Source organism: Paenibacillus sp. J22R232 (assembly GCF_056269165.1).
In genome coordinates, this window is the sequence record NZ_JBWDNK010000001.1 from 1,337,606 (window position 1) to 1,363,696 (window position 26,091).

Below are 26,091 nucleotides of genomic sequence, written 5' to 3' on the forward strand. Positions count from 1 at the left end.
AATCAATAGCGCTCACAAACAACCATACACGACATTTCTTAACCGCGGGTGCACGTAGGGCTCTTGGTTGTTCAGCAAATGCTGCGCATACATGACAGTCAGCTGCGACTCTGGATCGATGATGGCCATGCAGCCTGCGGCACCGCTCCAGCCGAATTCGCCGAGCGGGCTCAGTGATCCGCTCACCGGTTTGGCGGTATGCGTACGCACGCCTAAGCCGTAGCCATAGCCTTTCAATTGATCCCAGCAGTAATCGCCCTGCATACATTCGTCCAGATGGTCCGTCCGCATCAAATCGACCATCGCCGGCGATAGAATTGAAGATCATTCCTTCCTCAACCGGCGTCCCCTCTTCCAGGTTGGCATACCCTCTCCGGTAACGGAATACCGTCTCGTTACGATGGATGACCAGCACCTCTGCCCACGGGATACGCCAGGAAGTTATTCGGTCAATAAAAGAAGCTAGCGGTTTAAAGTCCATCAACGTTCATCCTTTAATCGTAAAGTAATGATGCAAATTCCGTTCCTTTATTCGTAGTCGATGACAACCATTTGATGACATTCCAGCACGGGTACCTTGTAGGCAACGGTTTCTTTCTCGTAGCTGTACGGCAGCGGTGTCAGTTGCGGTGCCAGATATACCTGCTTCACGGGCTTGGCCGTCCGAACGGAAACTTCCACATCGTATAGCGGGACGATATCCTCAATCACTTCGATCCCTTCGCCTCGACGCACCGGAGACGCGTAGAGCAGGTGATTAACCAACCGTTTCTCATCCATCTGCTCTTGAAGCGTGACCACGCCCTGCGCAGGCAAGCTCGTTAGAAGCGTCTTGGCTGGAAGCAGCCGATTCAGCGCGTACATAACCGCTTCTTTCAGGATCAAGCTGCCTTTGGTCGCATAATCTTCAAACACGTTCCAGGCGATATAGATGCCGTTGCCGCTCTCTACCATCCCAGGTCCACCATAAGTATAGCTGCTCGGCGTATGTTGATGCGAGCAGAACGTAAATACGTCGCGGTTGAAGTACGGATCTTCGCGTTGTCCCAGCTCGGTTCCGCCGGCTAGCTCGACCTTTTGCCCCTGGGAGTAGAAAATGTAGGAGGCCGGCCCCAAGCTGCCAGGCTTAAAGGATGGACGGAAATAATCGGGTTGGAACGGATTCATCCCTACATGACGTACTCCGAGATCGATGACGAATCGGTTGCCTTCCGGATCAAGCCCCGACCAGCCCGTCGCAACTATTTTACCTCCCTGCTGCAAATAAGACTCCAATTGTCCTTGCAGCTCGTCATCCACCGCCACGTAATCCGGAAGAATCAGCACTTTATAAGCGGTAAAGTCTTGCTCCTTATCGATAACATCAAACAGTACTTTACCCTCAAGCAGCATCCGTACCGCCCCGGCATCCGAATGCGTATTCCGAGAATCCGCCTTCGCATGTACGCCGGTTGCTTCTAACGACAGAAGCGCTACGTCCGCAACGTTCGTCGTCTTCACGCACCATGCTTCCTTGCTCTTAATGTCGCCATAAGCCGCGCCGATCAATGCGTAGGTTGCCTCATCCATGCAGCCGTCGGGATGCAGCTGATCGCCAATGGAGCAGCGTGCGCCATTGGCAATGCTGAGCGCCGTTTCATAACGCAGCGCGTTCGGGTGCTTGAAGCCGCCGAATTCTCCCCAAGACGTATGGAACTTACCGGTCATGCCGAGAAAATCGACGTCAAGCGTCTGAGCATACCTGGCCGAAAGCGGGAAATGGTCATAGCCCCAGCCGCCAGTCGGCAGCGATTCCAGCTCCAAATGGCTGTTCATGGCAGCTAAGTCGCGGCGGCCCCGGGCAATATGTCCCCCATTATGGAAGATCGGCAGTCCCGGCTTCACCGATTCAACCGTTTCTTTCACCTTTGCCGTATAATTCGCATACGTTTTCTCCCATAGGCGGCGCATCGCAGCCGTTTCCCGAGGATCGTTTCCTTCTTGCAGCACGCTTTCGACACAGCTATGGCAGTAGCATTCGCGCACTCCGACAATATCGAGAAACAAGCCGTCTGCGTCATACCGGGACAACATTTCGCGAATTTGCTCGAGCAGAATATCCAGGTAAGGAGAATTCATGCAAAACTGGTGATAGCCCGGTTCCATAAAGCCCTTAACCCAATTCGTATGATCATTCCCGTCGCGGACCAGCCATTCCGGATGGCGCCTCGCCAGCTTCTCGTCCAGTCCGGCCGATAAGTAAACAGGCGTCTTAACGTCAATTTCATGTGCCGCCTCAATTGCGGACCCTAACAAATCGAACCCTAGTCCCGGATGAATCTCGTTTGCTTCCGACGGATGGTAAGCCCAGCCATGATGGCATTTGGAGAATAGCGTGATGGAATCGACATGGCCAAGCTGCAGCATCGCCTGAAACTGTTTCTTGTCAAAGCGGGCCCCGATCGGCGCAATTGCTTCGGAAGTGTGAAAATCTAAATGGACCTGACGGAATCGCATAGGTTGTATCTTCCTTTCCGGTTCGTATAGCTTAACTATATAAGCTGCACGTTCCGCCGGACAGGTTCATAAGCGACTTTTTATAGCACATTTTCTACCTTCCAAGCAATGAGTATGTGATACAATAAGAAAACGCTTACCAAGAATAGGAGATGCCCAGCCATGCGTTGTCTGGAACTAACGATCCCCCCTCTCCCCCAATTATTAACGATTGGCCACTCTTGCTGGCCGCCGGGACAACAGCACTTCGTCCGTTCGTTCAACGTTTACGATATGTTATTCGTCCTGCAAGGAACCTTGTACATAACGGAAGAGGATGTCCAATACGAGATCAAGGAAGGCTCCATGCTTGTGCTTGAACCGAACCTCACTCATGTCGGGCATCGCCCCTGCGAAGAAACGACTGAAATTTATTGGATCCATTTTGTCCATCCGGCACCCGTGCGAAATATCGACAGCGGGCAAATTCCGTGGTCCGTTCCTTTTGCCAAAGGAACCGATCACGATGTCGCGCCGCACCGGCAGGTTATGTATATTCCGAAATTCACCAGCGTTCACGCTCCTGACGTTGTCCCGTTCCTGCAACGGATGCTGGAGCTTCATCATTCCTTGTCGCCTCAAAGCTCCTTGCCGCTTCAGACGCAGCTCGCCGGCCTGTTCGTCGAGCTGCAAACGGCATTGCGAACGCAATATGTACCACGCTCCAGACTGCTCTGCGATCAAGCGATCGCCTATCTGCAGCAGCATTTGACAACACCCTTTGACGCCAAGCATATGGAGCAGTCCCTTCACTTCCATTTCGACTATCTCTCCCGCTGCCTCAAGAAATATACAGGAATGAGCCCGCTTCAGTATATGCACGATCTGCAGGTCAGGACGGCCAAATCGCTGCTTGAGAACACGGATCTTTCCGTGTCCGAAATCGGTCTGCGGGTAGGCATCGAGAATGCCAACTATTTCATTCGACTATTTCGCAAGCTTACCGGAATGACGCCGGGTCAATACCGGACTGCCCGAATAGGCATGGCCTGACAAACAGCCATTCACCGCTTGGCGGAACGGTGCAGCGCCGACCTGTATGCCCGCGGGAGCTCCTCACGGGAAATGACCGACAGCTGCGCATGGTATAGCAAGGAGATTTGAAGCGAAATCCCCGCTTCTCCTGATCCTCGCCTGGCCAATACCGGCAATTATTCTTGAACGAACAAGCCTAATATCCGTTAGCACTTCAATTTAGGACAGTTCGTGCAGTATTCTTTAACACGGGAAACTTCATAGTAGAAGCAGCAGGTTTTGCGGATCCGAAGAGATGGATCAGAATCAAATGAACATGTCGGTTTCCCGTAAAAGCGTCCTAGCGGATTTTGTTTTTCCCCGAATAGCGCACCGGGAGCCTCATGAATCAAATAGTGAAAATCAACACGACCTTGGGCTTGCTCATGCCTTTCTCCCGTTACCCCGATTCTTTTCTCGTATAGCGAGAATACGCGGACTGCAACATTTTCCCATAAAATCGGTTTGGGCACATTGGCTACTCTGGACATAACCGCAACTAACTTCCCTATATTCCCAGCAAAAAGGCATTGAATGACCGAATCGCGCCATTCATGTCGTTTAGCAGCTTCGGGCATAACCGCATCCACAAGTGCTAAGCTTACATGCGCTAACCCGGAATGGCTCCGTGACGATTCAATCAAGCAATTTTCGGCTGATAAATCCAGTCCTTTGTTGTACGCCGTCATCGCATACAACAAAGGAACAGCCGTTATGAAGGCGTATCGTTTGAAAAACTGCGAGGCCGTGGTCATCCGAGACGGAGATTGCAAAAGCGCTGACAATCTATCCAGATACGCAGAGCATTTCTCTCCGTCGAGCAATTCCGAAGCTCTCACCGAAGAATCGGAACGGCTTGCATCATATTCGCGCAAGCCCCACTGCTCGTTTAAGTAATCCCATTCATCCTGTGCAATTCGTGGTAGCTTGTTCATTCAAGAACCTCCTAGGACTCTACGCTCGAACTGAATTATTGCAGCGCATCAGCGATCTGGTCTACGATTAAATCGATTGCAATGGGACCATAATAGCCAATCCACTGCGCCGTATTTTCTGCATATACCCGTTTTTCCATAACCGCGTTCAAATTTTTCCAAATCGCCGTGTTCTGGAATTCAGTCGTTAGCTCCAAGTTCGTATCGTCCTGAAGAAGAAACATATGATCGGCAGCCAATTCAGGAAGCACTTCAAGCGAAATCATCATACTTGAATCCTTGCTGTTCACGGCCATATCCGGTGGAGTCAAGCCTAGATCATCGTATAAAATCTGTGAAGTTCGATGTGCGGTTGTTTGAAGCCTTATCATTGCATCCCTAGGCCGGATCAATGCAACCGTTTGATCCTTCATTTTATCTGCCAATGCAGCTTTTAGCTCGCTTATTTTTTGTTTGTATCCATCAACTAGTTGTTGCGCCTCTTGCGGCTTATTCAAAATTTGTCCGAATTTCAGCAGTACGGTCCGCCAATCCTCGTTGCGCTCTAGTGAAATCGTTGGCGCGATTTTGAGAAGCTCATCGTAAATCTCGTCATGGAATTCAGTGGCAATGATTAGATCCGGTTCGATTGCTATGATTCCTTCAAGATTCGGCTCGACATACGTTCCGAGCAGTGGAATATTCCCCATCTTATCGCCCAAGTATGGTGGAAGCCCGTTGTCGGTTTCAGCTATTACGCTGCCCGCCGGCTGAAATCCGAGCGCTAGCATTTGATCCGCGTATTGAACGTCCAAAACCACGATTTTCTCCGGTACCTTCTCGAGCGTCATTTCGCCCTTCAGATGCTGAATGGTAACCGGTGAAGGAATAACAGGCTCCGTTCCGGAGTTGCTATTTGCGTTCTGCTCATTTGTCGCTTGCGCTTGATTCGTCGTTCCTGCCCCAGCATTATTGATTCCTGGATTTGGGTTGTCTGAGCATGCGCCCAGAATCATGACTATGCTAACTAACAAGAAAAAGGTACACGCTAATTTGCTTCTTGGATACATATGTATAATTCCTCCGCTTCTTAATTGAGAATGACACTCATCGTCACTTACAACACTATATCGACTCGCCTTAAGATCTTCAATGGATATTAGCGCCAACCGCAATAGATTATGGCGTCAAAAAAAACACTGCTGCTCAAATCGACAGATCTGAATGCAACAGTGTTTTTTTAAGGGATAGATCATCAAGCGCTATTTCATTCATGATCTTGCGCTATACTAGCTTATTTTGCATCCAAGAAAACTTCCGCCACTTGATCAACGACCTGATTCATTGCGATAGGACCGTAATACGCTATCCAGATGCTTGCTTTGGCCTGGTAAACATGATGATGCTGCACCGCGCGCAGATTTTTCCATGTAGCCGTAGTCTGGATCTCATCGGACCAAGACTGATATTTGTTGTCAGTCAATACGAAATAATGGTCTGCATCCAGCTCCGGCAAACCCTCCAAAGGAAGAATGGAGCTAGTTCTTTTACGGTCAAGTGCCAGCTTCGGCGGATAAAGCCCCAAATCTTTGTAAAGAATCGCCGCCGTACGATGCGCGCATGTATGCAGCCTAATGCTATTGTCCTGCGGCCGGATAAACGTCACCGACTGCCGGTGCAGCTTAGCTGTGAGTGCCGATTTCAAAGTAATGATTTTGTTTTTGTACTGCTGCAAAACTTGTTCCGCCTCACGTTTTTTGCCCGTAATCCGTCCAATGATTCGCAGCGTATCCCTCCAATCACGGTTTCGCTCAAGCATGATGGTCGGCGCTATACGCGAGAGACTTTCATAAATGTTATTCTGAAACTCCGTACAGATGATCAGATCGGGCGCCAAAGCACGCAATGCATCGAAATCAGGCGCAGCCAACGTTCCCAAAGGCTTGATCATGCGCAGACCCTCAATTAGATGCTGCGGAAAGCTGCTCCTATCATTCGTCACCATGGCGCTGCCGGCCGGCAGCTCGCCAAGTGCCAGCATATGATCCATAAACTGGGGATCCAGTACGGCAATTTTCTTTGGCTGCCACTGGAGCAGCAGCTCCCCCTTCAGATGAATGATCGTCCGCTGTGATCTTCGGATAGCAACTTTCAATGGATCGTACTGTCCCATCTTTTCGCTGCATGCTGCTCCCGGACAAGACGTAATTAAAGCAATTTCCTCCGGTTCGGCACTTTTGGCTTGCAGCATTGATTCTCGATAAGCGCTGGGGGAAACGCCCGTATACCGCTTGAATAACCGGCTGAAATAGTAGCTGTCTGCATAACCGACTGCCTCTGCGATATCCTTAAGCCCCGCATTCGTACGACATAGTAACGCCTTGGCCTTTTCTATACGGACCTGTACGAGGTAGTCAATCGGACCAAGAGCAAGCCGCTTGTTGAACATTCTCTGCAGGGTGCGAGGGCTGGAATGCAATAGCGTTGCAAGCGTATCAGCTGTGATCGGCTCGGCAAAATGTTCATCGATATACCTTGCTGCCTGCAGTACGATATCTGGCGTCTCATGTTCCTGTTGCTGGTGCTGAAGTTGTCCCAATAGCTCACAAATGAATTGATAAAATAACGATTTCACCTGTAGCTTCGCCATCGCCCCAGGCTGCTTCCATTCCTGCTCCATTCGGGACAAGGTCATGAGCAGCGGAGCAGCATGGCCGACAGCAGATCCATAATGAACATCAAACGGTTCCGTACGGTTCATCAATTGAAGCAACTCATGGCTGCACGGCTGAGACAAGCATGCCGAATATTGAATCATGTAATATTCAATAGGGTCGGTGACGTCCATGATCGTAAAAACCGTACCTTTGCCGGCGTGGAAAACATATCCGCTTTCTGCTAGGTGCTCGTTCCCGTCCAATAGGAGCCGCGCACGGCCTTGTATCGCGTATAGCAGAACACTCGACGAAAGCCGGGACGATTGCGAATGCTCGCCAACCGGAAGCTTGGTACGCTGCACATCAACCATCTTCAGCGAAACATGATTCCAAAGTATGAGGTGGTCCTCTACAATCATAATATGATGTCAACTCCTAAGAAGGGTCTTTAATCGGTTTAGAGTCGTTAAGTCTTAAGTAGATGTTACCACACACTCCCTGGTTAAAAACCTTTATATTTAATTAAACGAATCTGATCGTTTGCATTCCGGTTTTAACCGTATCCGTTTTATATCACAGACTTTAGCGAACAGCTCTTTAACAAGCAAAAAAGCCACCTAGAAGGTGGCCTGTACGCTAATTGAGCACGAATGTTTAGGAAAGATTGCAGAGTCTTGTCCCCGTACTGCTTTTATAAAAAAAACGTTTATAGCTTACCGATAAATCGTTACCTCCAAAAGGTAATCTTGCCTGAATCTAACCGAACGGTCTCATACCCTACTTCTTTTGCTTTTCCTATTGAGACAATCATGACTGGGGCATAACGTTCTTCATCCAAATCGAATGCTTTTGCCAACTGATCAACCTCAAAACCTGCCATTGGATTCGTATCATACCCGTGTGCACGGGCTACTAACATTAACTGCATAGCAAAGAGGCTGCTATCTACTTTTGCAACTTCAACTTTCAATTCCTTCGATAGCGTCGGAAACATGGTTAGAATGGTTTCGAGTTGGCTATCTCGTACATCAGCCGGCATTTTCCCTTGATCCACCGCAGTATTGTAAATTTCCTCCGCATATAAGTAGCTTTGGGTATCGCCGAAAATTAATAGCATGGCTGCTGAAGTATCATTTTGCAATGTATTAAAGCGTACAAGCGGTCTTAGTTTTTCTTTTCCTTCCGGCGTATTCACCACAACGACGCGCCAAGGCTGCATATTGGCAGATGATGGAGACAAACTGGCTTCCTTAATAATCTCGCTGATCTCTTCTTTCGAGATTTTAACGGTCTCATCATAATGGCGCACAGAACGTCGTCCCTTGACTATATCGGCGAAATCGTTATTCAGAATATGGTTAAACATAAAAACTCTCCTTTTGATAACAATAGATTTTTTGACATCGTGTATGTCATTCGTTATCATATTCGTATTATGAACTATAAACTTAGGTTTATAGCAACAAGCAAAGAGGACATGCGATGAAAATAAATGACGTTTCAAAATTAACGGGTCTGCCCATCTCAACATTGAGATTCTATGAACGCAAAAACCTAATTCCGGACTCCTTCGTGAAAAGAGATGCGAATAATTACCGAATTTATTCCGAAGAAATTGTTGATTTTCTAGATGACGTGAAGTCTCTTTTATCCGTAGACTTTTCGATAGACGAGTTAAGTTTGCTAATAAACCAACAACTTCATTTATCTTACGAGGCAAAGAAGAAGATGGTAGAACATAAAATCAATGAAATTGAAGAGATTCAAAAACGATTGAGCAAGTCGAAAAAGTTTCTGCTTGCAAGCTTGGAAGGCAAAGCGAATTTTCGAACGAAGTGTTAAGGACCTTATTTGCCGTGATCTCCGGTGAGCCGCAATAATCTGATCGAAAAAAACAGGAAAATGCGTCCTTCGGGATCGTATTTTCCTGTTTTTGGTTTCTCTAGCCTTCGCGATTTCGAACAACGAAGCTGTGCTATTTTTCGGCTGAACTTGTCTCGCTAAACCTGCTGCCTGTTTACGTTAAGTTAAGAAAGGCAATAATTGGTGTATATCGATTCTGAAGGAGAACACCAATGAAACCTGCTGAAAAAATATCGGCAACGCAATTAAGTTTTTTGCTATTTTCCTTCATAGCGCCAACCGTCATTCTAATCATACCAAGTTTGATGATCAAGATTTCCAAACAGGACGCATGGCTAACGATTTTCCCTGCCGTCTTGATCGGGTTTATCAATATTTGGGTAATGACCCTATTATCCAATCGCTACCCGGGCCAAACCATTATTCAGTATAGCTCGCAAATATTGGGCAAATGGCTTGGAAAATGTCTGGCACTGTATATCATTTATTATTGGATTAACTTTGACTTCATCATTTTAAACCAACATATACAGTTCATAAATACGGTTCTGCTCCACAAAAGCCCACCATTCATGGTTAGTTTATCGTTGGCCCTTCTATGCGGCATAGCTGTCTATATGGGAATCGAATCCATAGCTAGGTCTAACGAGTTCCTTGCCTTAGTCATGTTTGTTTTGTTGATTCCGCTCTTGATGCTGATGCTCGCTGAATATGATCCTGAGCGCCTTCGACCTGTGCTCAGTAACGGTATGTTCCCGGTTCTTCAGGGTGCAATATTTCCTGCCGCATATTTAAGTCAATTTTTCATTCTAGGTTGGCTTCTTCCTTATTTAAACCAACCAAAAAAAGCATTCAAAGCTTCGATTATCGGGTTATGTTTGATCTCAGGACTTTTAGCCATTACGGTTTTACCTTTGATTATGATATTTGGCCCTTTGACTGATAAATTGACTTTCCCTTTATTAAGCGTTATTCAGTATATCGGTTTTCAAGGTAGCTTTGAACGTTTGGAAGCTTTAGCTGTAGCGATATGGGTAATGGGTTGCTTTATTAAAATATCCGTCACATTCTTCATTATCTGTCTAAGTATTTGTCATCTATTCAGCCTTAAAAACTATAGGGATTTCGTAATCCCTATAACGATCTTATCCGTGTTAGGATCGGTTTCTGTATTAGTCAATTACTCCACCGATTTGAGCCATTATCTCAAGTATACGTATCCAAGCCATGCCTTATTTACTCAGATGATATTACCTATATTCCTCCTGATGGTTGATTCGGTAAAAAGGGCATGGAAAAAACCGACGCTTTAGATTTCATTGTTTTAAAATGATTTTCCCGATGGGCTCGAATATCGTTTTCAAAGGCGTTATTGTACTTGGAACAAGTATCTTGGCAAATATGAATGAGCCCAAGACCATGCATATCCCCATCAAAGCACTATATAATATAGCCGCTCTAGCTTGTTGTTTTTTCATCAAATGCTGAACGTAGTAAACCGTCATGCCTAACATGACTAGTATAAAAGCTGCGATTTGCAAGATCATTTCCCGTCACCCTCATCTTCCTTTCCGAAAGAAGAATGTACCATTCCGGCTCCTTTTACAGTTAGGTTAATTTCAATCGCTATCGGTGTCTCCGGAAACAGCGTATCCCAATTCGGCTTTAAAATAGCCCACTTTTTAGGATAATTCTTATAAATTTCTTGGCCGAACCCGACGCTATCCACTTTATATTTCTTTTGGATTTTAAACAGGAAATCTTGAACCTGTTTCTTCACAGCGTTTTCCAACTCTTTTTTTATAACTTTCAAATTTTCCGGCTCGTTAATATCCAAATTCGACGTGTTCTCTGCCAAACTGCCTTGGCCTTCAAGATGAATCTTAAATTGTACGGATTGGTCTGAAATCTCTGTTATGATTTTGCTATGTGCATGGCTTATGACCAAACCGACTTCCCCGCCTCTGGGCAAATTCGTCGTGATACGGCCGGTCTTCAGCTTATTGGTTACCCACAACAGCCCCAATGTATCTTTATCATTTAATAAACCATTTAGTTTGAAGTCTTTAAAGACGCCGGCGCCAGCAAAATTAAAAATTTCCTTATCTGTATCTTTGGAATGGACATCAGGTTCAATTGTCCCTACAACGGGATGAATCCCCTCACTTGCATGCGCCATAAAAAAATCACGTAAGGTGACTGCCACATCCTCCCCTGAAATTTCCATCTCCTTCACCGCTTCGCTTGATACTTGCTTCAAAGGATAATTCATTTTCAGAATGTTCCGTCCTTCTCCTCCTTTCACTACCATGATATAGGTCTTTAGGCGATTCCTTGGGTCATGTGTGAAAATATCCAGGACATCGCCGATTCCCTGCTTAGCTAAACGTTCGCTAACGAAAATAACGCTGCGATGCGAGAGAAATAATATACGAGAACTCTTCTTCTGAAGCTTTCGGTGAATCTCATTTCCATCTTTGCCTTCTGCGGATATAATGAAAAATTGATTATCTTCTCCGCCACCGCGACTGCCACCTTCAATAGATGCGGGTATGGCGACTTGAAGGGAACATAACACGGCGCCTTCATCCGAGAGATCCAACGCTGTAGCTGTTACGAATGCAAGATCATTAATTTCCGTACGGTCCCAACAGCCGCAAAGGATAACAAATACAAGAAATATCATGCCTTTTGCCATTCTCACCTTTAAAATCCTCCAATCCTTCTATACCTCGCCATCCTACTATCGAAGGCTGCTAATTTCGTCCTTCTCGTGATTTGGGCTTCATGGAATGCCGAAATTTCATCCATATCGGTATCCTTACGAAAACATCCTTCAAGGCAGTAAATTTAAGCGGAGTGACTGGAGAAAAATAAAGAACACCGAACGAACGAAGAGAGGTCACGTGTAGAATGATGCCTAGAAAGCCTAAAACAATGCCATAGAGTCCCAAAGTCCCCGCCAAAAACAGCATCGGAAAACGAAGGAGCCGGATTCCGTTTGCAAAACTATATCGAGGAATCGTAAACATGGAAATGCCAGTGATCGACACGATAATAACAACCGGTGCAGATATTAAGCCTGCTTGGACTGCTGCCTGGCCAATGACTAATCCACCGACAATGCTTATCGCTTGGCCAATCTGTTTAGGCAGCCGAATTCCGGCTTCCCGTAGTGCTTCGAATATGATTTCAATGAGCAATGCCTCAATCATTGCAGGGAATGGTACAGCTTCCCTCGCCGCTGCAATACTTAGCACGAGATTAGTAGGGATCATCTCCTGATGGAAGGTCGTAATCGCTACATATAAAGGCGGGGCAAATATCGCAAAATTAATAAATAGGATTCGAACCCATCGAACAAAGGTAGCAACTGGCCAACGAATATAATAATCTTCGCTTGCTTGAAGTCCCGTCCAGAATGTCATCGGAACAATAAGGACAAAAGGAGTTGTATCAACCAGGATGGCTATTTTTCCTTCTAGCAATTCAGCAGCGACCACATCCGGGCGTTCCGTGCTATGAACTTGAGGAAATGGTGAATAAGGTTGATCCTCGATAAATTCTTCAATATACCCAGAGTCAAGCACACCGTCCAATTGAATCGGCTGCAATCTTGTTCTCACTTCTTCAACTAATGTATCCTCCGCAATGCCCTTTAGGTATGAAATGGCTATTTTAGTTTGGGAGAGCTCACCTAACGTAATATACTCAATCTTTAATTTTGACGTTTTGAGTCTTGCACGTATCAGACTTATGTTTGTGGATATGTGTTCGATAAAGCCGTCTCTAGGTCCGCGGATGACTGGCTCTGAGGATGGTTCATCCAAACTTCTTTTGGATGCACCGGGAATGGAAACCGTCAGCACCTTGCTGCTCCCTTCTATTAAAACAGCGGCGTGACCCTCTAATAAATTACGCACCGTATCTGATAATTTTGTAGAGCTATTCGTGGTACCAATAGAAATCAGGTTATTTTTAAGCTCGCCTGATTCATTTGGAATATCTCTAATTAGCAATGGTTTAATGACATGCTCATCAAGCATTTTTTCATCAATCAAATTATCGATATAAACAATGAGACATTTCATATGTGATTTATCTTCTATCCATCGGTACTCCAAGTCTGAACAATGCAGAAAGGTATCCTTTAATATCTTTTCGTTTTGCTCAATTTCCGCAGTAAACTCTATTTCATGTTTCTCCTCCAGATGAGTGCCTTTCATTTTAAGTTTTTCTTCGTATTTCTTGGATATAGCTCTTTTAAACCCTCTCATGAAAGGACCTCCGGATTGTTAAATTCATGCTGTTATTATTCCAATTGAAGAAAAACATATTCGAATATCCATAAAGGCGAATGCTGAGATGTGGCCGATGGCGTACTATTCGACGCTTCAAAAGAAAACCCTGCAGATCATTTATGATCTGCAGGGCTAGAAGAATCAGTTTCCTCTTCAATTGGATAACCTTGGCGATTCTTGATGCCGTACCCGATTTTTTTAAGCACTTCAATCAGCTCCAACTTCTCCTCGTCTGTCGCAAATGACAGATTTTCAGAGATTGTCTGAACATGTTGCGGGAAAATATTGTCAAAGTAATTCCTACCTACCTCCGTCATATTCACATTTGTTTTCCGTCGGTCACCCGGGATAGGTAAACGTTCCACGAACCCCTTTTTTTCCAGCTTATCAACCACGTAAGTAATGCTCCCGCTCGGGATCGAGAAGGCTTCGCTTATTTTCTGAATAGGCTGTGGGCCCTTATTGTACAGGAATTCTAAAATTTGAAAGGTCTCCATACTTAGCCCGTAGCTTTCAATGTCACGCTCTAAGCTACCGTAAAGCGTTGCCACCATGTTTTTTATTACGCGGATTAGCCTCAAATCGAGAGCTTTTCTCTCGTCTGTGCGTTCAGTCATGTTCCACCAACCTTATCTCATTTTTTTACGCCGATTTTTATCCTATAATTATTTATTCTATTGATATTTAATATAATTCGATCATTTGCATATGTCAAATTGCAGAAGAAATATAATCAGCTATGACATGTGATTCCGGATTGGTAAAATTCTTCGCACATAAAAGGAGCTGTCCCATATGTCAGTAGTTTGACGATGTAATATCTTTGTTGTTCAGGTTAAACGGCAAACTGCACATTTAAATATTCTTCCGATCGCCATTGCTAAAGGATTCCTATGAATCAACTAGGATAGGTTGGAATCCCTTCAAAAAAACGACCGCTAACGCTTCTCCAGAATCATTTAAATGCTCCGTTTACCGTCTTTTGCTAAAGAAATCAGCAAGAGACCAAAATAAAAAACAAGCGTTGCAGAATAGCCCTCTGCAACGCTTGTTTAATTTGAGTTTTTTCTTATTTTCGATTGTGCGAGCTGCTTCTTCAGGGAGCGACCCCCTTTTGAGTCAGCCCCTATATAGTATTCGTTTATTGTCCCAGTACGATCAGTCTTTAGCCTTTGCAGCAAGCTTCTGGCGATACTCCAACACAGGTAGTCCGCCCCAACCCCAATTTTCGGTATCGACTTCTTCGATAACTACGAAAGTAGACTCTAACGGCTTGTTCAGTACGTTGAGCAGGAGCTCACTGACACCTTTAATGAGTGCCGCCTTCTCTTCTGCTGTCACAGACTGACGATCTGATGCTGAGCCCTCGCGGGTCACTTGAATCGTAACGACCGGCATAAGTTAATCCCCTCTCCCTTTGATATGCTAAGCTGTTTTAAGCTGCTTATTGATTGGTTTAATGGCCAGCATTTTGTCCACCATCAACATAAAGGGTTTCACCCGTTACGAAGTTGGCTGAATCCAGATATAGGACGGCATCAACGATTTCATGCGATTCGCCCATGCGTCCCATTGGATGAAGCTTAGCAAGAGCTTCATGAGACTCTACAGGATGCATCGGAGTTTTAATGACTCCCGGTGCGACTGCATTCACGCGGATACCTCGGGAAGCATACTCAATGGCCAAAGATTTGGTTGCGGATTTGAGTCCGCCTTTCGTTAATGAAGCGAGTACGGAAGGAACGGAAGTGGATGGTTGATCTACCAGACTCGTAGTGATCGTAACAATATGCCCCGCACCTTGCTTAAGCATTTCCGCCACCGCATGTTGGGTCACATGGAAAAACCCGACGACGTTAGTCGATAAATACGTTTCAAAGTCCTCAATTGAGTATTCCGTAAATGGCTTGGAGATGAAGATTCCTGCATTATTAACCAGCGTATCGATGCGTCCAAAGTGAGCAACGCTCTCATCGATTAAACGCTTCGCGGTATTAGGGTCTGCAACATCGCCAGCAACAAACCAGATATGTTTGCCAGTTGGATCGATCTCTTTCGCAGCCTCTGCTAACTCCTGCTCTCGGCGTCCATTGATAACGACATTCGCTCCCCGATTTACCATTTCAACGGCCATCGCTTTCCCGAGCCCGCTGCTTCCGCCAGTTATGACAAACACCTTTCCGTTAATACTCATTTATATTTCTCCTTTTCTCTAGATGTAATCCATGGCAGCTGTTTAATTGGTTTCAAATACGTTAATAAATTCATTTGGGGATCGTAGACCGGATATGCTAATCTCGTCATTAATGACGAAGAATGGTACGCCTCTAATTCCCAGCTTTTGCGCGTTCCGTTGTCCCTCTTCAACTTTTTCAAGCCCATCGCCTTTAATCAGGCGCATTTTGAGTTCAGCGGCATCCTCATTGATACCGCTGGCTTTTGCTATTTCCACGAGTTCATCCACATCACCGATATTAATCCCTTTTTCAAAATAGGACGTATAGATATTGTCTATTAATTGCTCTTGCAAGCCTTCGGGAGCAGTCGCAATTAATTGATGGGATAACGTCGTATTCGGAGTATATTTTACAATATCCATATTGAATGCAAGGCCGAATTGAGCACCGGTATCGTTATACTGCTTCATTCTTACTTCGAATTGGGATTGACCGCCTAATCTGCCTATCATAACCTGGCGATAATCTTCTCCCTCAGGGCGAATACCGGGGTTAAGCTGGAAAGCATGCCAACGCACGGTTGTCTTAGTCCCAACAGGCAGCAGTTTCAAAGCCTGTCTCAGACTGGTCGTTCCCATTCGGCACCAGGGGCAAATCGTATCCATGTAAACGTCTATGGTTAAATTTTTCTTCATTATTCACCAGCAACCGGTTTTACCGTTTTAATATGTTGTACGTAATCGATGCTGCTCTGCGCTAGGCGTTCCTCCGTTACATTAGACGTGTCGCTTAGTGAGAAATGCGGCAAGTAAGTAGCACTTATGAAACGCGCCAGCGCTTGTATTGGATTTAATATTTCTTCCAATGTGAGACGATTGGATCCCGTTGCTTGATAGGATTCCTTCGTACCATAAGTCGAGATCGCAACTCCGATTTCTTTTCCTTTTGTTTTTGTAGCATCCGGCCCGTAAGCCCAACCATATAGCAAAACTGAATCAAACCATTTTTTCAATAAAGGCGGCGTACTGTACCAATATAGCGGATATTGAAAAATAATCCGGTCATGCGCCTCAATGAGCTGCTGCTCTCTGGAAACATCGATATTTTCATCTGGATATTCTTTATATAATTCATGAATCGTGATCTCATCATGCTTTTTCAATTCTTCGACCCAAGATTTATTCCATTGGGATGCTTCGATGTTCGGGTGAGTAACGATTACTAGTGTTTTCATTTTAGTTGCTCCGTCTCATTTATATTTTTGTAAATCCGGACAAATGGCCTGCATCATGTTTAGTTATTGTCGAAAAAATCTGTATTTTTCATATATATACTTTCTTGTTTATGAACTAATGGTCCATCAAGTTCAGAGATCCGCTTGACTTCAATCCATTCAGGATCGTTGCGGAAACGATCATAATTCAAGTTTCGCGACTCCATATTGGCATGCTCAACGACATAATAAAGACGGTTGTTTGCTTCATCCGCATCTTCCCAAAAACGCAGCACCTTCATGCCGTGATTCGTAAATAATCGAATGACATGGTTTCTGAATCTATCCTGTATAGCTTGCATTTTGCCTGGATACACATCATATATTCGCAGTTCGTATAACATCTGTTGCCACCTCCTTTAAGTAAATCAGTTTCTGCTCTGGTTCAATGAAGATTTGATGCTTGCCTCCGCTTCCACCTGAGGGCAACCATATTATCTTGCCAAATCATCTTTTCATCCCTCTAATTCTACCTATTAAAAGATAGAATATGTTGATTAAAAATTCTGGTCCCTTCATAAGATATGAATCCAACTGATCTTTCCCTTCTGTACTCGTTAAGCAAATAGCATAATGCCATAATTGGTGAATGGCTGAGCAATCGCAGACTAAGAAGTGTCTAAAATAAATATTCGCTTTGTCTTAATTTTGTTCATGTTTGTATTCTACCTTTTAGTAGGTAGAGTGTCAACTCTTAATCATCATATTTCTTTTCCCTAATTCTACCTATAAGAAGATAGAATTCAAACATAAATATCCGCCTGCTTTATGTTAAAGCGGATATCAAACCTTTAGCTATCATATCAAAACGATTTAAATCGCGAAAACTTCTTGCCAGTAATTGCGCGCCTTGAAGCGATGCAAGAAACTGATGAGCGAGCACATTCGAATCGCCTTTAAAGCTGAGCTGCCCTTCGCGGCGTCCCTGTTCCAATACTCGTTCCAACCAGGTCAGATTCGCGGTAAATAACTCTGCAATCCCTTCTCTCGTTTGGTTAGATAAGGTAGCCAGGTCAGTAGAAAGCATGACACCCATGCAAATACAATAATCTTGAACAGGTCCACCGTATAACGATATGAATTTGCGCAGTTTATCTAGATTGTTCTCCGTTACGCTATCAATCTCAGCAATTCCAGAAATGAAGTTTTTGTAATACCTCGCAATCAAAGCATTTCCTAGATCCTCCTTGTTAGGGAAATAATAATGGATGCTAGCCGTGCGTATTCCTACTTTTTCTGCAATGTGCGCATAGCTGAAACCATTAAATCCGAATTCTTGTACGATCGACTGGGCAGTGTCCAATATGAGTTCTGCTGTATTTTTGTTTTTGTTCATGAAGCAATTCTACCTTTCAATAGATAACCTGTCAACTTGCAGGCGAACGGTAATTCGCAGTCAAGCGCAAATCGCTTCCGTAATTCATGGACGCTCCAAAACCTGTCATAGGAGCTAATGTTATTGCATTCATCCCTATGTCTGTCGATATATCGGTGCCCCTAGAGGTGCTGCGCTCGCTCCCCCGTCAACGGCAATTTCTGCTCCTTGCACGAATGAAGAATCATTAGAAGCAAGGAATAAGGCAGCCTGGGCTACTTCTTCCGGATCGCCCATGCGGTTAAGAGGGATTGTACGAGCATGTGCGGACTCCAGCTTTGCTATTTCTCCGGGTGTTGACTGTTTCCATATGGGAGTGCGTGTTGCTCCCGGCACTAAAGTGTTTACGCGTATGCCACGTGGCGATAACTCGGATACTAGCACTCTTGCCATACTGCTAATGGCCCCTTTACTCGCCGCATAGGCTGCTCTTTCCGGAGCTCCGTCCATTGCTCGCGTGGAGCCAGTCAAGATGATCGATGCTCCTTCCTTCAGGTGGGGCAGAGCGGCTTGTATGGTAAAAAAAACGCCAGTTACGTTAACCTTAAGCACTTCTTCAAAAACGGAGACCTCGGTCTTTCCCAAAGGCGTGGGAGCCGCGATACCGGCATTAGCGAATACGATGTCAAGCTTGCTGAAGGCTGCTACTGCCTTGTTTACCACATTTTCCATGCTGGCTTGATCGGCAGCATCCGCCTGAATTGCAAGGACATTCGGTCCAATTTCCTCTGCTACCGAGCTTAACGTATTCGGATTCCGTCCGGTAATCACGACTTTCGCACCTTCTGCAATGAACAATTTTGCTGTCGCCAGTCCGATTCCGCTATTGCCACCTGTAATTAATGCTACTTTCCCATCAAGTCTCCCCATTATGGTTAACCCCTTCGAAGATGCATTCTTTAGCAATTTGCAACACGATTACGTTCGCAGCTTCCCTTGAATCATTGATTTCAACATTTTTATGTTCTCCCGATGCCGTTTATTTATGAATAACCGTCAAGGATCGAACCGTAAAACTAGCTTTACCAAGCGGTCGCGCCCCCATCGACAACGTAGTTTGCGCCTGTAATGTAGGATGCCCGGTCTGAAGCAATGAATACCGCAAGCTCCACGAGCTCTTCGGGTTGACCGAAGCGTTTGAGAAGCGTCTTTTTGGTTATCGCGTCCCTAGCTGCTTGGTTGTCGCCGAGGTCCCGGTCGCTTGCCGGGGTCAGGAAAGGCCCTGGACTGATCGCCACCGCACGGATACCGTGGCGCGCGCCTTCAAGCGCGAATTGCCGCGTCATAGCGATAACTCCAGCTTTAGCCGCGCTGTGACCAACCATCGGAGGGGTTTCTCCAGCAATCAAGCCTGCCATGGATGCGACATTGATAATAACGCCGCCACCGCGCGCCACCAGATGTGGCCATGTGAATTTCGACACAAAGAAGGGAATGTCGAGCTCGCCGGTGATGGTTTTCCGCCAGTCTTCAATGGAGAATTCGGGCATCGGGCCGAAATATTGTATGGCTGCGTTATTGTACACGACATCAAGCCCGCCATAAGCGGATACGGCATCCTCAACCATTTTCTGAACCTGTTCCGGATCGGTGAGATCAACCGGCGCAATGCCTGTCATTTCACCGCCAGAGCGCCGCACGAGTTCGGCCGTCTCATCGTTGGCTTCAAGATTGATATCACACCCGACCACCTTTGCGCCTTCGCGTGCAAACGTCATCGCCGCGACGCGTCCCAGACCTCCGCCTGTACCGGTTATCAGCACAACCTTATTATCAAGAATTCCCATCATTATTCCTCCTGTCAGCGGTTAATCAAAACGATTACTACATGCATTCCCCGCCTGTATTTGGTCTTTAATTGTAAGTTAATATTGTAAAAAGATCGCCAAACCATTCATTGGAGAAATGAAATGGTTATGATTTCGATATCCCTTCCTCCGCTTCCCATTTTGCTACCTCTTCCCGAACCCGCGGTGCGACTTCCTTGCCCAATAGTTCAATAGCTTTCATAACATCCTCATGCGGCATCGTGCCGACGGGTAAATGCAAGAAAAATCGTGTGAAACCCAAATGTTTGCGCATGTCAATGATTTTGTTGGCGACTGTTTCGGGATCGCCTACGTAAAGTGCACCTTCCAGGCTGCGGGATACATCAAAGTTTGAACGGGTATATGGCGCCCAACCGCGCTCTTTACCAAAATAGTTAAACGATGCTTGAGTAGGCGGGAAATATTTGTCGACCGCAAGCGAGGTACTCTCTGCAACGAACCCAAGTGAGTGTACGGCTATCTTTAGTTTCGAAGCATCATGTCCTGCACGAGCCGCGGCATTCTTATAAAGCGGTATAAGTGGAGCAAATTGCAATGGGCTTCCACCAATAATTGCCAATACAAGCGGCAATCCTAGTACCCCTGCCCGCATGACCGATTCCGCATTCCCCCCACTGCCGAGCCATACCGGCAAAGGAGTCTGAACCGGGCGCGGGTACACGCCAAGATTCGTAAAGGCAGGCCGATGTCCTCCTTTCCAAGATACTTTCTCTGAATCCCTTAATTTTAATAATAGTTCTAACTTTTCCTCGAAAAGTTCATCATAGTCCTGCAAATCATATCCAAACAATGGAAACGCATCGACCATTGAGCCTCGGCCCGCGATAATCTCGGCACGTCCATTTGATAAACCATCGAGCGTGGCGAATTGCTGAAACAAACGTACCGGATCAACGGCAGAGAGCACCGAAACCGAGCTGGTCAAGCGTATCCTTTTCGTTACGGACGCCGCTGCCGCCAGTACAACAGCCGTAGCGGAATCCGCGAATTCCTTACGGTGATGCTCGCCTACCCCAAATACATCCAACCCTACCTGATCGGCAAGGACAATTTCTTCCACAACCTCGCGCAGCCGCTGCGCATGACTGATCGTCTCGCCCGTTAGGACATCCGGCATTGTTTCGACAAACGTATCTACACCTATTTCCATTTTCAAAACCCCTTCCTATCGAATAAAATCCATATTTCAGAGAAAGCCCGATCCATCATTTTTATCATTGCTTCCACGTTTCTTGATTCCGTAACCGATTTTCTTCAGCACATGAATGAGTTTTAGCTTCTCCTCGTCTGTTGCAAAAGACAAGTTGTCCGAGATGAAATGAGCATGCTTAGGAAAAATATTGTCGAAGTAGCTTCGTCCTTCCCCGGTCAAGGCTACATTTGTTTTGCGTCGATCATCAGTTGCCGCAAGCCGTTCCACGAACCTCTTTTTCTCTAATTTATCTACCACATAGGTGATACTCCCGCTTGGAATCGAATTGGCTTCGCTAATTTTCTTGATGAGATGCGGTCCTTTGTTGTAAAGAAGCTCGAGAATTAGGAAGGTTTCCCTATCCAGGTTATAGCTGTCCATGTTCCGTTCCAAGCTCACGAACAGAGCTTTTACCATCTTGCTCATCACCCTTGAAAGCTTCAGATCAAGAGCCTTACCCTCAGCATCGCGTTCCGTCATTCTTCTACCACCTTATCTGGCTCACTTGAACAAAGAATAATCAAACTCTGCAGGAACCTCGGCTTCAACCATGCGATGCCTTTCTCCTTTAGAGAGGATGTACGTATGAACGACGAGTCTAATATCCTTTTCAAACCATTGCAGCAACCTGACGTGTCTGAAGGGATTCGCTCTTCCTTAAGCTTTCTATCCAACAAATTTTTCTTAAAGTGTGTTCCAGTTCAAACAGATTACGACTAAGGCAAGGACAAACAGAATGATAGGCATCATTGCTTTTGCTGCTGGATCTTTGACACGAACCAGATGGACAAGAACCGCAAAAAACATCGTAACTGCCATTAATACCCCACCAAATACAGCGTATGAATCGTTCCAAATGCCAATAAATATAATAGCTGCGGCGATGACTTCTACTAATCCCGTAAAGATCCGCATCGCTGAAGACAGCTTGTATCTCTTGAATTCATCCACCATCTGTTTGCTTCCAAACTTACTAAGACCAAACATCAGAAACCCAATTGCTAAAATACTTTGAAGCACGATTGAAAAAATATGCATACTCTCACTCCTCTGATTTTTGTACTAGAATTATTTATCCTAAAATTATTTATTCTAGTAATATATAATATAATAATATCTTTTAATTCTGTCAACACAAAAAAAGACAGAGATGCTTCCGAAGAAGAACCTTGCCTTTCATCTGCATAATTAAGTCCATATTCTATTGACGAGCGGTAAAGGGTGCTGGTGACTATATCTGTACATCACCTGAAACAACTGGCAAAGAGGATACTAGCCCCATGTATGAAACTGTATTGTGGGACGGGCTTCCTGCCGTGAAGAATAACCGGGTATTTTATCTAGACAAAAACTCTTCAGCGTTCAATGATCCCATGACTTTGGATGCTCTACTGCCTATAATTTTCATTTGAGATCTTTTAGACGGACAATAAAAAAACCACCTGGAAAGGTGGTCAGCGCTCATGAACAAGCGTTAAAATATTTTGTATCTGCGGTATTATCCCCTTGCCTTTCTTCGACTCCCTATCTCCTAGCCGTCATCGTCATTTTCGGAGCTGCGGACAATCCGAACTTCACGAAAGCATAACGCTCTTGGTACACCCGTGTTTCAGGAGGCAAATCACGATCCGTCCATCCGACCTTATTCGTGAAGCTGTCAGGTCCGATTTTAAGCGGCTCACCCTTTATATGGTGATGAGGACCGAGCAGATTACGGCAGCTTCCTGCGAGCTCCAGCTCGATTCGATTATCTCCCGCCGCGAGAAATTTCCCGATATCCGCCGCGTACGGCTCCCACAAGAAGCTCTTCACCTCGTGGCCGTTGACCCGAAGCTTCGTTACGATTGCATCAGGCTGCGAATCGAATGACCATACGGTCTCTGAGCCAAGCAAGCCTTCCTCTACGTATACCGTCTGTTCAACCGTCAATCGCCCAGCAAAAAAAGGAAATCCTTGCCTAACCAAGTCGTCGCCATCAAGGATTTCTGGACTTTCCGTCAATGTGAAAGGACCTTTGGCTAGCAACGTTCTGCCTTCTCCGTCAACGAATGGCGTAAGAGACTTTACGCCAAAATCGCCTAGCAAATAAACGCTCTCCAGCTCCGTATCATAGGTTAGCTTATTGCCCTCCGACTCGAACGTCTTTGCACGCTCCATCGCTTCGTACGTTTCCGGCGCATTATAAAACTCTGATTCAATGACCAGTTTGTTGTCCCCCGCAAGCAGCCTACCGCTTAAATCGAGCTTCCTGAACGCGGTATCGAGCCACCAGCCGCAGTCTTTATTTGAAATCGCAAATCCGTTTAACATTATACGCGCCTTGTCCGGACGTTCCATGACCAGATAAAGCTGCCGTTCAAGGTCCGTATCGAACGTGACGTGAAAATGAAATTCGCATGCGATTCGTACGGAACGGCCTAGCAGCAGCAGCTTTTCCTGCAAATAAATAACAGGCATCGGCTCGCTCCAATTCCCACCTTCAACGCTCAGACGGCATGTGTCAAGTGTTACGCTATTGAGATCGGCATGCTTTACTTGCCAAGACTCAGTCAATATTACTTCTGTCTGCCGAGCAGCCTCTATACCCATCTCCTTCAGTTCCTCTTCCTGCCCGGTAACACCGATAGGAAGGTTTGCCTGCTTCAGCATATACGATTGAGAAGCCGCGATCGGCAGGACCAGACGCACGAAACCGCCCCCCTCCTCCTGAATAAGCATTTCTTCATTCCCTGTTTCCAGATTAAGCAGCGTTACAAGCCCTTCCCGGCATAACTCAATTTCCACTTCACCGCAGCTCGTCTCTCCCGAATTCACAATATAGTATAGCCAGGAATCGCCAAGCTTCAGCGTTTGAACGTTCATGTTGTCAGAAGCGAGGACCTCTCCCGACGTCGATTTCATGCGCACGAATGGCGCTGCGGTCCGCGATATATCTTCAGCTAGATCAGGATGACTGGCGGGAACCTTATTTGCTAGCGCCAACAGCTGCTCCAGGAGCGCATCTTTTTTTCCTTCCAGCAACGTTGGATACGGATCAACGACAAATACACTGCCGCCTTGCGTCGCCATCTCAACCAACAGCTCCACCGTTGACCGGCTCCATGTCACGCTTGGAGGCATGATTACGGACGAGTAGACCGCTTCACCGACGATTAGCATCCCGTCCTCCACTCTGCCATGCCTCTCTAAAATGCTCTCGCTGCCGTAATCATGTTCCAGCAAGGAGCGACACAGCAGTCTTGAAAGTCCCGCGAATCCGGCATGATAAGGCTCAATGGCCGAGCTGTCAAAGCCCTTCTGCTCTACCCAAGCCGTGCGGATCGGATGCAACAGCAGGATGTTAGCCTGTCTCTCCCCATCCGACAAGAGCATGGAGAGTCTGGCGAAATAGTCGTTATATGGCTTGTAATCTGCCCACCAAGGCTGTTGATAAAATAGGGATGGCGGATAATCCCTTTTGCGCAGCCCTTTAAGGCTGTAGCTCTGTAAATGCTGGCACATCATGTTAATGCCATGCACGAACTGCCATTCGCCAATCCTCTTCAAATCCTGCATGCTGACGTTCCAGCCGGAGCAGCCGTAACTTTCCGTAATCGTCCGCTTCTTGCCAAGCTGCCTCGCGACCGACCCGACCTGCTTCGGAACGAGCGGCTCATCCCCAACAAAGCGCCCCAGCCAGTCGCAACCCGGAATTTGCATATATTCATAAAAGGACATCAAATCTCCGACAGACGTCGCTTGCCCCATAAGCGTCTGCTCATCGACAACATGACCCGCGAGAGACCAACCTTTCTCCTCGCACCAATCGCCGATCTGTTTGGCATAGCTATCCACAAACAACTCCGTTACGCAAGACCAATACCGGTAGCGATGCTCCTTCGCATCCGCGGCATCCAGGAACAAGCTCGGAAGCATATCGAGCACGTTCCTGCCGTTTCGATCGCGATAAGCGTCTTCCAGGTCGAACGACCAAGGAATTTCTCCCCTTCCGAACTGGGGTTCATCCGTGAACACTCCCTTCAGCACATGCTTGAACGACTCGCCGAAGCTATTCCAGTAAGCTTCATAAGTACTGTCGATGAATGCCCGAACTGCCTGACGGCTTAATGTGTCGATATAATAAGGATTAACCTCCCAATAGATTCGAATTTCCGCCTGCCCGGCTTGCTGCTCAGGCACACGTGCCCAGCCTGTCCCATCAGGGACATAATAACCGAGAGTATGCAACCGGTCATCCTCACGGAAAGGCGCCTTTTCGATGCCAAGCTTCTTTTGCTGATAAGAAATTCCAAGCGCCGGCACGCTGCCGCCGCCGAAGCCGCTAGGCCAGCCGTTCTCGTCGTAGAACCATGGCTCCATGCCCAGCGATTCCACTTTCACGATACATGCACGGACTGCGTTCATCCATTCCTCGCCCATATACGGCGTTTGAAGTCCGCCCCTTGCATGCATGAAGAAACCGCCAATGCCGACTCGATTCATTTCCTCTATCTGGCGCTCCATCTCGGCAATCTCCAGCTTGTCGTTCCACGACCATAACGGAACCGATCTGTAGCTGCTGTCAGGTTCGCGCAGCTTGCCCCAATCCCAAATGCCATCTTTTATGTTCATAACCCCGTATCCTCTCCAACGAGTCATTTTTATTCTACCTGCTTCTTTCCTCTCCATGATTCCGCCGTCAGCTTCTTACATGATTAATAGGCCATAAGCAAGCTACAGGTATCCGAAAGAGGACAAGCATGCTCCAGCTACCATATCATGCTTCGCTATCCGCGATGACTCGCCAAAAAATAGCCGATCACGCTGCAATGACTAAGCTGATGTTCACACTCTTTATTATAGAGGCGTACGCTCTACTGCGTAATGCGGTAAACCGCATATGAAGGGCAGATTTCTTCCTCTCTTTCCATGGTCACACACGTCCTTACTCCGTTGCACTCTGTGAGTTCAAATCATATCTG

24 protein-coding genes are annotated in these 26,091 nt (G+C 46.2%); 3 read left to right on the plus strand and 21 right to left on the minus strand.

Translation table 11 applies throughout. From position 1 onward, the window contains the following. Positions 1-12: 12 nt before the first annotated feature. Positions 13-294 carry a hypothetical protein gene (locus tag AC0YN3_RS06185; RefSeq protein WP_475774188.1) on the minus strand — a complete coding sequence of 94 codons (282 nt, stop codon included), beginning with the start codon at positions 292-294 and terminating at the stop codon, positions 13-15. A 234-nt stretch (positions 295-528) separates the two neighbouring features. Beyond that, positions 529-2,496, minus strand: coding sequence for an alpha-amylase family protein (locus tag AC0YN3_RS06190; RefSeq protein ID WP_475774189.1), 1,968 nt, complete (start codon positions 2,494-2,496; stop codon positions 529-531). A 162-nt stretch (positions 2,497-2,658) separates the two neighbouring features. On the opposite strand from AC0YN3_RS06190, the gene AC0YN3_RS06195 reads away from it, so the two are divergent. Further along, positions 2,659-3,528, plus strand: a complete 870-nt coding sequence (locus AC0YN3_RS06195; protein WP_475774190.1) for a helix-turn-helix transcriptional regulator — start codon at positions 2,659-2,661, stop codon at positions 3,526-3,528. A gap of 188 nt (positions 3,529-3,716) precedes the next feature. On the opposite strand, the gene AC0YN3_RS06200 is transcribed toward AC0YN3_RS06195, so the two are convergent. The 4 genes from AC0YN3_RS06200 to AC0YN3_RS06215 all read right to left on the minus strand — a co-directional run bounded on the left by AC0YN3_RS06200 (position 3,717) and on the right by AC0YN3_RS06215 (position 8,486). After that, positions 3,717-4,484, minus strand: coding sequence for an IucA/IucC family C-terminal-domain containing protein (locus tag AC0YN3_RS06200; protein ID WP_475774191.1), 768 nt, complete (start codon positions 4,482-4,484; stop codon positions 3,717-3,719). 35 nt (positions 4,485-4,519) lie between these two features. Beyond that, entirely contained in the window at positions 4,520-5,533 is a 1,014-nt protein-coding gene (locus AC0YN3_RS06205) for an ABC transporter substrate-binding protein (RefSeq protein ID WP_475774192.1), read from the minus strand. 224 nt (positions 5,534-5,757) lie between these two features. Next, positions 5,758-7,539: a helix-turn-helix domain-containing protein gene (locus AC0YN3_RS06210; protein ID WP_475774193.1), complete on the minus strand. Its 1,782-nt coding sequence runs from the start codon at positions 7,537-7,539 to the stop codon at positions 5,758-5,760. Positions 7,540-7,847: 308 nt separating this feature from the next. Further along, positions 7,848-8,486 carry a nitroreductase family protein gene (locus AC0YN3_RS06215; protein ID WP_475774194.1) on the minus strand — a complete coding sequence of 213 codons (639 nt, stop codon included), beginning with the start codon at positions 8,484-8,486 and terminating at the stop codon, positions 7,848-7,850. 116 nt (positions 8,487-8,602) lie between these two features. Between AC0YN3_RS06215 and AC0YN3_RS06220 the strand changes: the two genes are divergently transcribed. Both AC0YN3_RS06220 and AC0YN3_RS06225 read left to right on the plus strand, forming a co-directional pair. Beyond that, positions 8,603-8,962: a MerR family transcriptional regulator gene (locus AC0YN3_RS06220; RefSeq protein ID WP_475774195.1), complete on the plus strand. Its 360-nt coding sequence runs from the start codon at positions 8,603-8,605 to the stop codon at positions 8,960-8,962. A 233-nt stretch (positions 8,963-9,195) separates the two neighbouring features. Beyond that, a complete protein-coding gene (locus AC0YN3_RS06225) occupies positions 9,196-10,296 on the plus strand; it encodes a GerAB/ArcD/ProY family transporter (RefSeq protein ID WP_475774196.1) in 1,101 nt (366 codons plus the stop codon). A 230-nt stretch (positions 10,297-10,526) separates the two neighbouring features. On the opposite strand, the gene AC0YN3_RS06230 is transcribed toward AC0YN3_RS06225, so the two are convergent. The 15 genes from AC0YN3_RS06230 to AC0YN3_RS06300 all read right to left on the minus strand — a co-directional run bounded on the left by AC0YN3_RS06230 (position 10,527) and on the right by AC0YN3_RS06300 (position 25,741). After that, on the minus strand, positions 10,527-11,681 hold the full coding sequence (locus AC0YN3_RS06230; protein ID WP_475774308.1) for a Ger(x)C family spore germination protein: 1,155 nt from the start codon (positions 11,679-11,681) through the stop codon (positions 10,527-10,529). A gap of 58 nt (positions 11,682-11,739) precedes the next feature. Then, complete coding sequence (locus tag AC0YN3_RS06235) at positions 11,740-13,260, minus strand: spore germination protein (protein WP_475774197.1); 1,521 nt, start codon at positions 13,258-13,260, stop codon at positions 11,740-11,742. A 137-nt stretch (positions 13,261-13,397) separates the two neighbouring features. Beyond that, on the minus strand, positions 13,398-13,901 hold the full coding sequence (locus tag AC0YN3_RS06240) for a MarR family winged helix-turn-helix transcriptional regulator (RefSeq protein ID WP_475774198.1): 504 nt from the start codon (positions 13,899-13,901) through the stop codon (positions 13,398-13,400). 541 nt (positions 13,902-14,442) lie between these two features. Continuing rightward, a complete protein-coding gene (locus AC0YN3_RS06245; RefSeq protein ID WP_475774199.1) occupies positions 14,443-14,682 on the minus strand; it encodes a tautomerase family protein in 240 nt (79 codons plus the stop codon). Positions 14,683-14,740: 58 nt separating this feature from the next. Then, entirely contained in the window at positions 14,741-15,478 is a 738-nt protein-coding gene (locus AC0YN3_RS06250; RefSeq protein ID WP_475774200.1) for an SDR family NAD(P)-dependent oxidoreductase, read from the minus strand. A 42-nt stretch (positions 15,479-15,520) separates the two neighbouring features. Then, positions 15,521-16,156, minus strand: coding sequence for a DsbA family oxidoreductase (locus tag AC0YN3_RS06255; protein ID WP_475774201.1), 636 nt, complete (start codon positions 16,154-16,156; stop codon positions 15,521-15,523). Beyond that, the gene (locus tag AC0YN3_RS06260) at positions 16,156-16,695 is read right to left on the minus strand and encodes an NAD(P)H-dependent oxidoreductase (protein WP_475774202.1); all 540 of its coding nucleotides are present in this window, start codon (positions 16,693-16,695) and stop codon (positions 16,156-16,158) included. The genes AC0YN3_RS06255 and AC0YN3_RS06260 overlap by 1 nt, the downstream gene beginning before the upstream one ends. Positions 16,696-16,754: 59 nt before the next feature. Beyond that, positions 16,755-17,078, minus strand: coding sequence for an NIPSNAP family protein (locus AC0YN3_RS06265; RefSeq protein WP_475774203.1), 324 nt, complete (start codon positions 17,076-17,078; stop codon positions 16,755-16,757). A 422-nt stretch (positions 17,079-17,500) separates the two neighbouring features. Then, positions 17,501-18,070, minus strand: coding sequence for a TetR/AcrR family transcriptional regulator (locus AC0YN3_RS06270; protein ID WP_475774204.1), 570 nt, complete (start codon positions 18,068-18,070; stop codon positions 17,501-17,503). A gap of 135 nt (positions 18,071-18,205) precedes the next feature. Next, the gene (locus tag AC0YN3_RS06275; protein WP_475774205.1) at positions 18,206-18,979 is read right to left on the minus strand and encodes an SDR family NAD(P)-dependent oxidoreductase; all 774 of its coding nucleotides are present in this window, start codon (positions 18,977-18,979) and stop codon (positions 18,206-18,208) included. Positions 18,980-19,131: 152 nt separating this feature from the next. Further along, positions 19,132-19,899: an SDR family NAD(P)-dependent oxidoreductase gene (locus AC0YN3_RS06280; RefSeq protein WP_475774206.1), complete on the minus strand. Its 768-nt coding sequence runs from the start codon at positions 19,897-19,899 to the stop codon at positions 19,132-19,134. Between the two features lie 124 nt (positions 19,900-20,023). After that, a complete protein-coding gene (locus AC0YN3_RS06285; RefSeq protein ID WP_475774207.1) occupies positions 20,024-21,088 on the minus strand; it encodes an Atu2307/SP_0267 family LLM class monooxygenase in 1,065 nt (354 codons plus the stop codon). A gap of 36 nt (positions 21,089-21,124) precedes the next feature. Next, positions 21,125-21,610, minus strand: coding sequence for a MarR family winged helix-turn-helix transcriptional regulator (locus AC0YN3_RS06290; RefSeq protein WP_475774208.1), 486 nt, complete (start codon positions 21,608-21,610; stop codon positions 21,125-21,127). Positions 21,611-21,814: 204 nt separating this feature from the next. After that, positions 21,815-22,168 carry a DoxX family protein gene (locus tag AC0YN3_RS06295; protein ID WP_475774209.1) on the minus strand — a complete coding sequence of 118 codons (354 nt, stop codon included), beginning with the start codon at positions 22,166-22,168 and terminating at the stop codon, positions 21,815-21,817. 486 nt (positions 22,169-22,654) lie between these two features. Continuing rightward, positions 22,655-25,741, minus strand: coding sequence for a glycosyl hydrolase (locus AC0YN3_RS06300; RefSeq protein ID WP_475774210.1), 3,087 nt, complete (start codon positions 25,739-25,741; stop codon positions 22,655-22,657). Positions 25,742-26,091: the final 350 nt, after the last annotated feature.

Excerpts from the sequence above, each read along its gene's own strand:
- AC0YN3_RS06250 (WP_475774200.1), bottom strand. The coding sequence starts at position 15,478 with ATGAGTATTAACGGAAAGGTGTTTGTCATAACTGGCGGAAGCAGCGGG.
- AC0YN3_RS06280 (WP_475774206.1), bottom strand. The coding sequence starts at position 19,899 with ATGATGGGAATTCTTGATAATAAGGTTGTGCTGATAACCGGTACAGGC.
- AC0YN3_RS06240 (WP_475774198.1), bottom strand. The coding sequence starts at position 13,901 with ATGACTGAACGCACAGACGAGAGAAAAGCTCTCGATTTGAGGCTAATC.
- AC0YN3_RS06260 (WP_475774202.1), bottom strand. The coding sequence starts at position 16,695 with ATGAAAACACTAGTAATCGTTACTCACCCGAACATCGAAGCATCCCAA.
- AC0YN3_RS06275 (WP_475774205.1), bottom strand. The coding sequence starts at position 18,979 with ATGGGGAGACTTGATGGGAAAGTAGCATTAATTACAGGTGGCAATAGC.
- AC0YN3_RS06285 (WP_475774207.1), bottom strand. The coding sequence starts at position 21,088 with ATGGAAATAGGTGTAGATACGTTTGTCGAAACAATGCCGGATGTCCTA.
- AC0YN3_RS06295 (WP_475774209.1), bottom strand. The coding sequence starts at position 22,168 with ATGCATATTTTTTCAATCGTGCTTCAAAGTATTTTAGCAATTGGGTTT.
- AC0YN3_RS06205 (WP_475774192.1), bottom strand. The coding sequence starts at position 5,533 with ATGTATCCAAGAAGCAAATTAGCGTGTACCTTTTTCTTGTTAGTTAGC.
- AC0YN3_RS06220 (WP_475774195.1), top strand. The coding sequence starts at position 8,603 with ATGAAAATAAATGACGTTTCAAAATTAACGGGTCTGCCCATCTCAACA.
- AC0YN3_RS06270 (WP_475774204.1), bottom strand. The coding sequence starts at position 18,070 with ATGAACAAAAACAAAAATACAGCAGAACTCATATTGGACACTGCCCAG.
- AC0YN3_RS06255 (WP_475774201.1), bottom strand. The coding sequence starts at position 16,156 with ATGAAGAAAAATTTAACCATAGACGTTTACATGGATACGATTTGCCCC.
- AC0YN3_RS06290 (WP_475774208.1), bottom strand. The coding sequence starts at position 21,610 with ATGACGGAACGCGATGCTGAGGGTAAGGCTCTTGATCTGAAGCTTTCA.
- AC0YN3_RS06235 (WP_475774197.1), bottom strand. The coding sequence starts at position 13,260 with ATGAGAGGGTTTAAAAGAGCTATATCCAAGAAATACGAAGAAAAACTT.
- AC0YN3_RS06215 (WP_475774194.1), bottom strand. The coding sequence starts at position 8,486 with ATGTTTAACCATATTCTGAATAACGATTTCGCCGATATAGTCAAGGGA.
- AC0YN3_RS06300 (WP_475774210.1), bottom strand. The coding sequence starts at position 25,741 with ATGAACATAAAAGATGGCATTTGGGATTGGGGCAAGCTGCGCGAACCT.
- AC0YN3_RS06210 (WP_475774193.1), bottom strand. The coding sequence starts at position 7,539 with ATGATTGTAGAGGACCACCTCATACTTTGGAATCATGTTTCGCTGAAG.
- AC0YN3_RS06230 (WP_475774308.1), bottom strand. The coding sequence starts at position 11,681 with ATGGCAAAAGGCATGATATTTCTTGTATTTGTTATCCTTTGCGGCTGT.
- AC0YN3_RS06245 (WP_475774199.1), bottom strand. The coding sequence starts at position 14,682 with ATGCCGGTCGTTACGATTCAAGTGACCCGCGAGGGCTCAGCATCAGAT.
- AC0YN3_RS06265 (WP_475774203.1), bottom strand. The coding sequence starts at position 17,078 with ATGTTATACGAACTGCGAATATATGATGTGTATCCAGGCAAAATGCAA.
- AC0YN3_RS06225 (WP_475774196.1), top strand. The coding sequence starts at position 9,196 with ATGAAACCTGCTGAAAAAATATCGGCAACGCAATTAAGTTTTTTGCTA.
- AC0YN3_RS06195 (WP_475774190.1), top strand. The coding sequence starts at position 2,659 with ATGCGTTGTCTGGAACTAACGATCCCCCCTCTCCCCCAATTATTAACG.
- AC0YN3_RS06190 (WP_475774189.1), bottom strand. The coding sequence starts at position 2,496 with ATGCGATTCCGTCAGGTCCATTTAGATTTTCACACTTCCGAAGCAATT.
- AC0YN3_RS06200 (WP_475774191.1), bottom strand. The coding sequence starts at position 4,484 with ATGAACAAGCTACCACGAATTGCACAGGATGAATGGGATTACTTAAAC.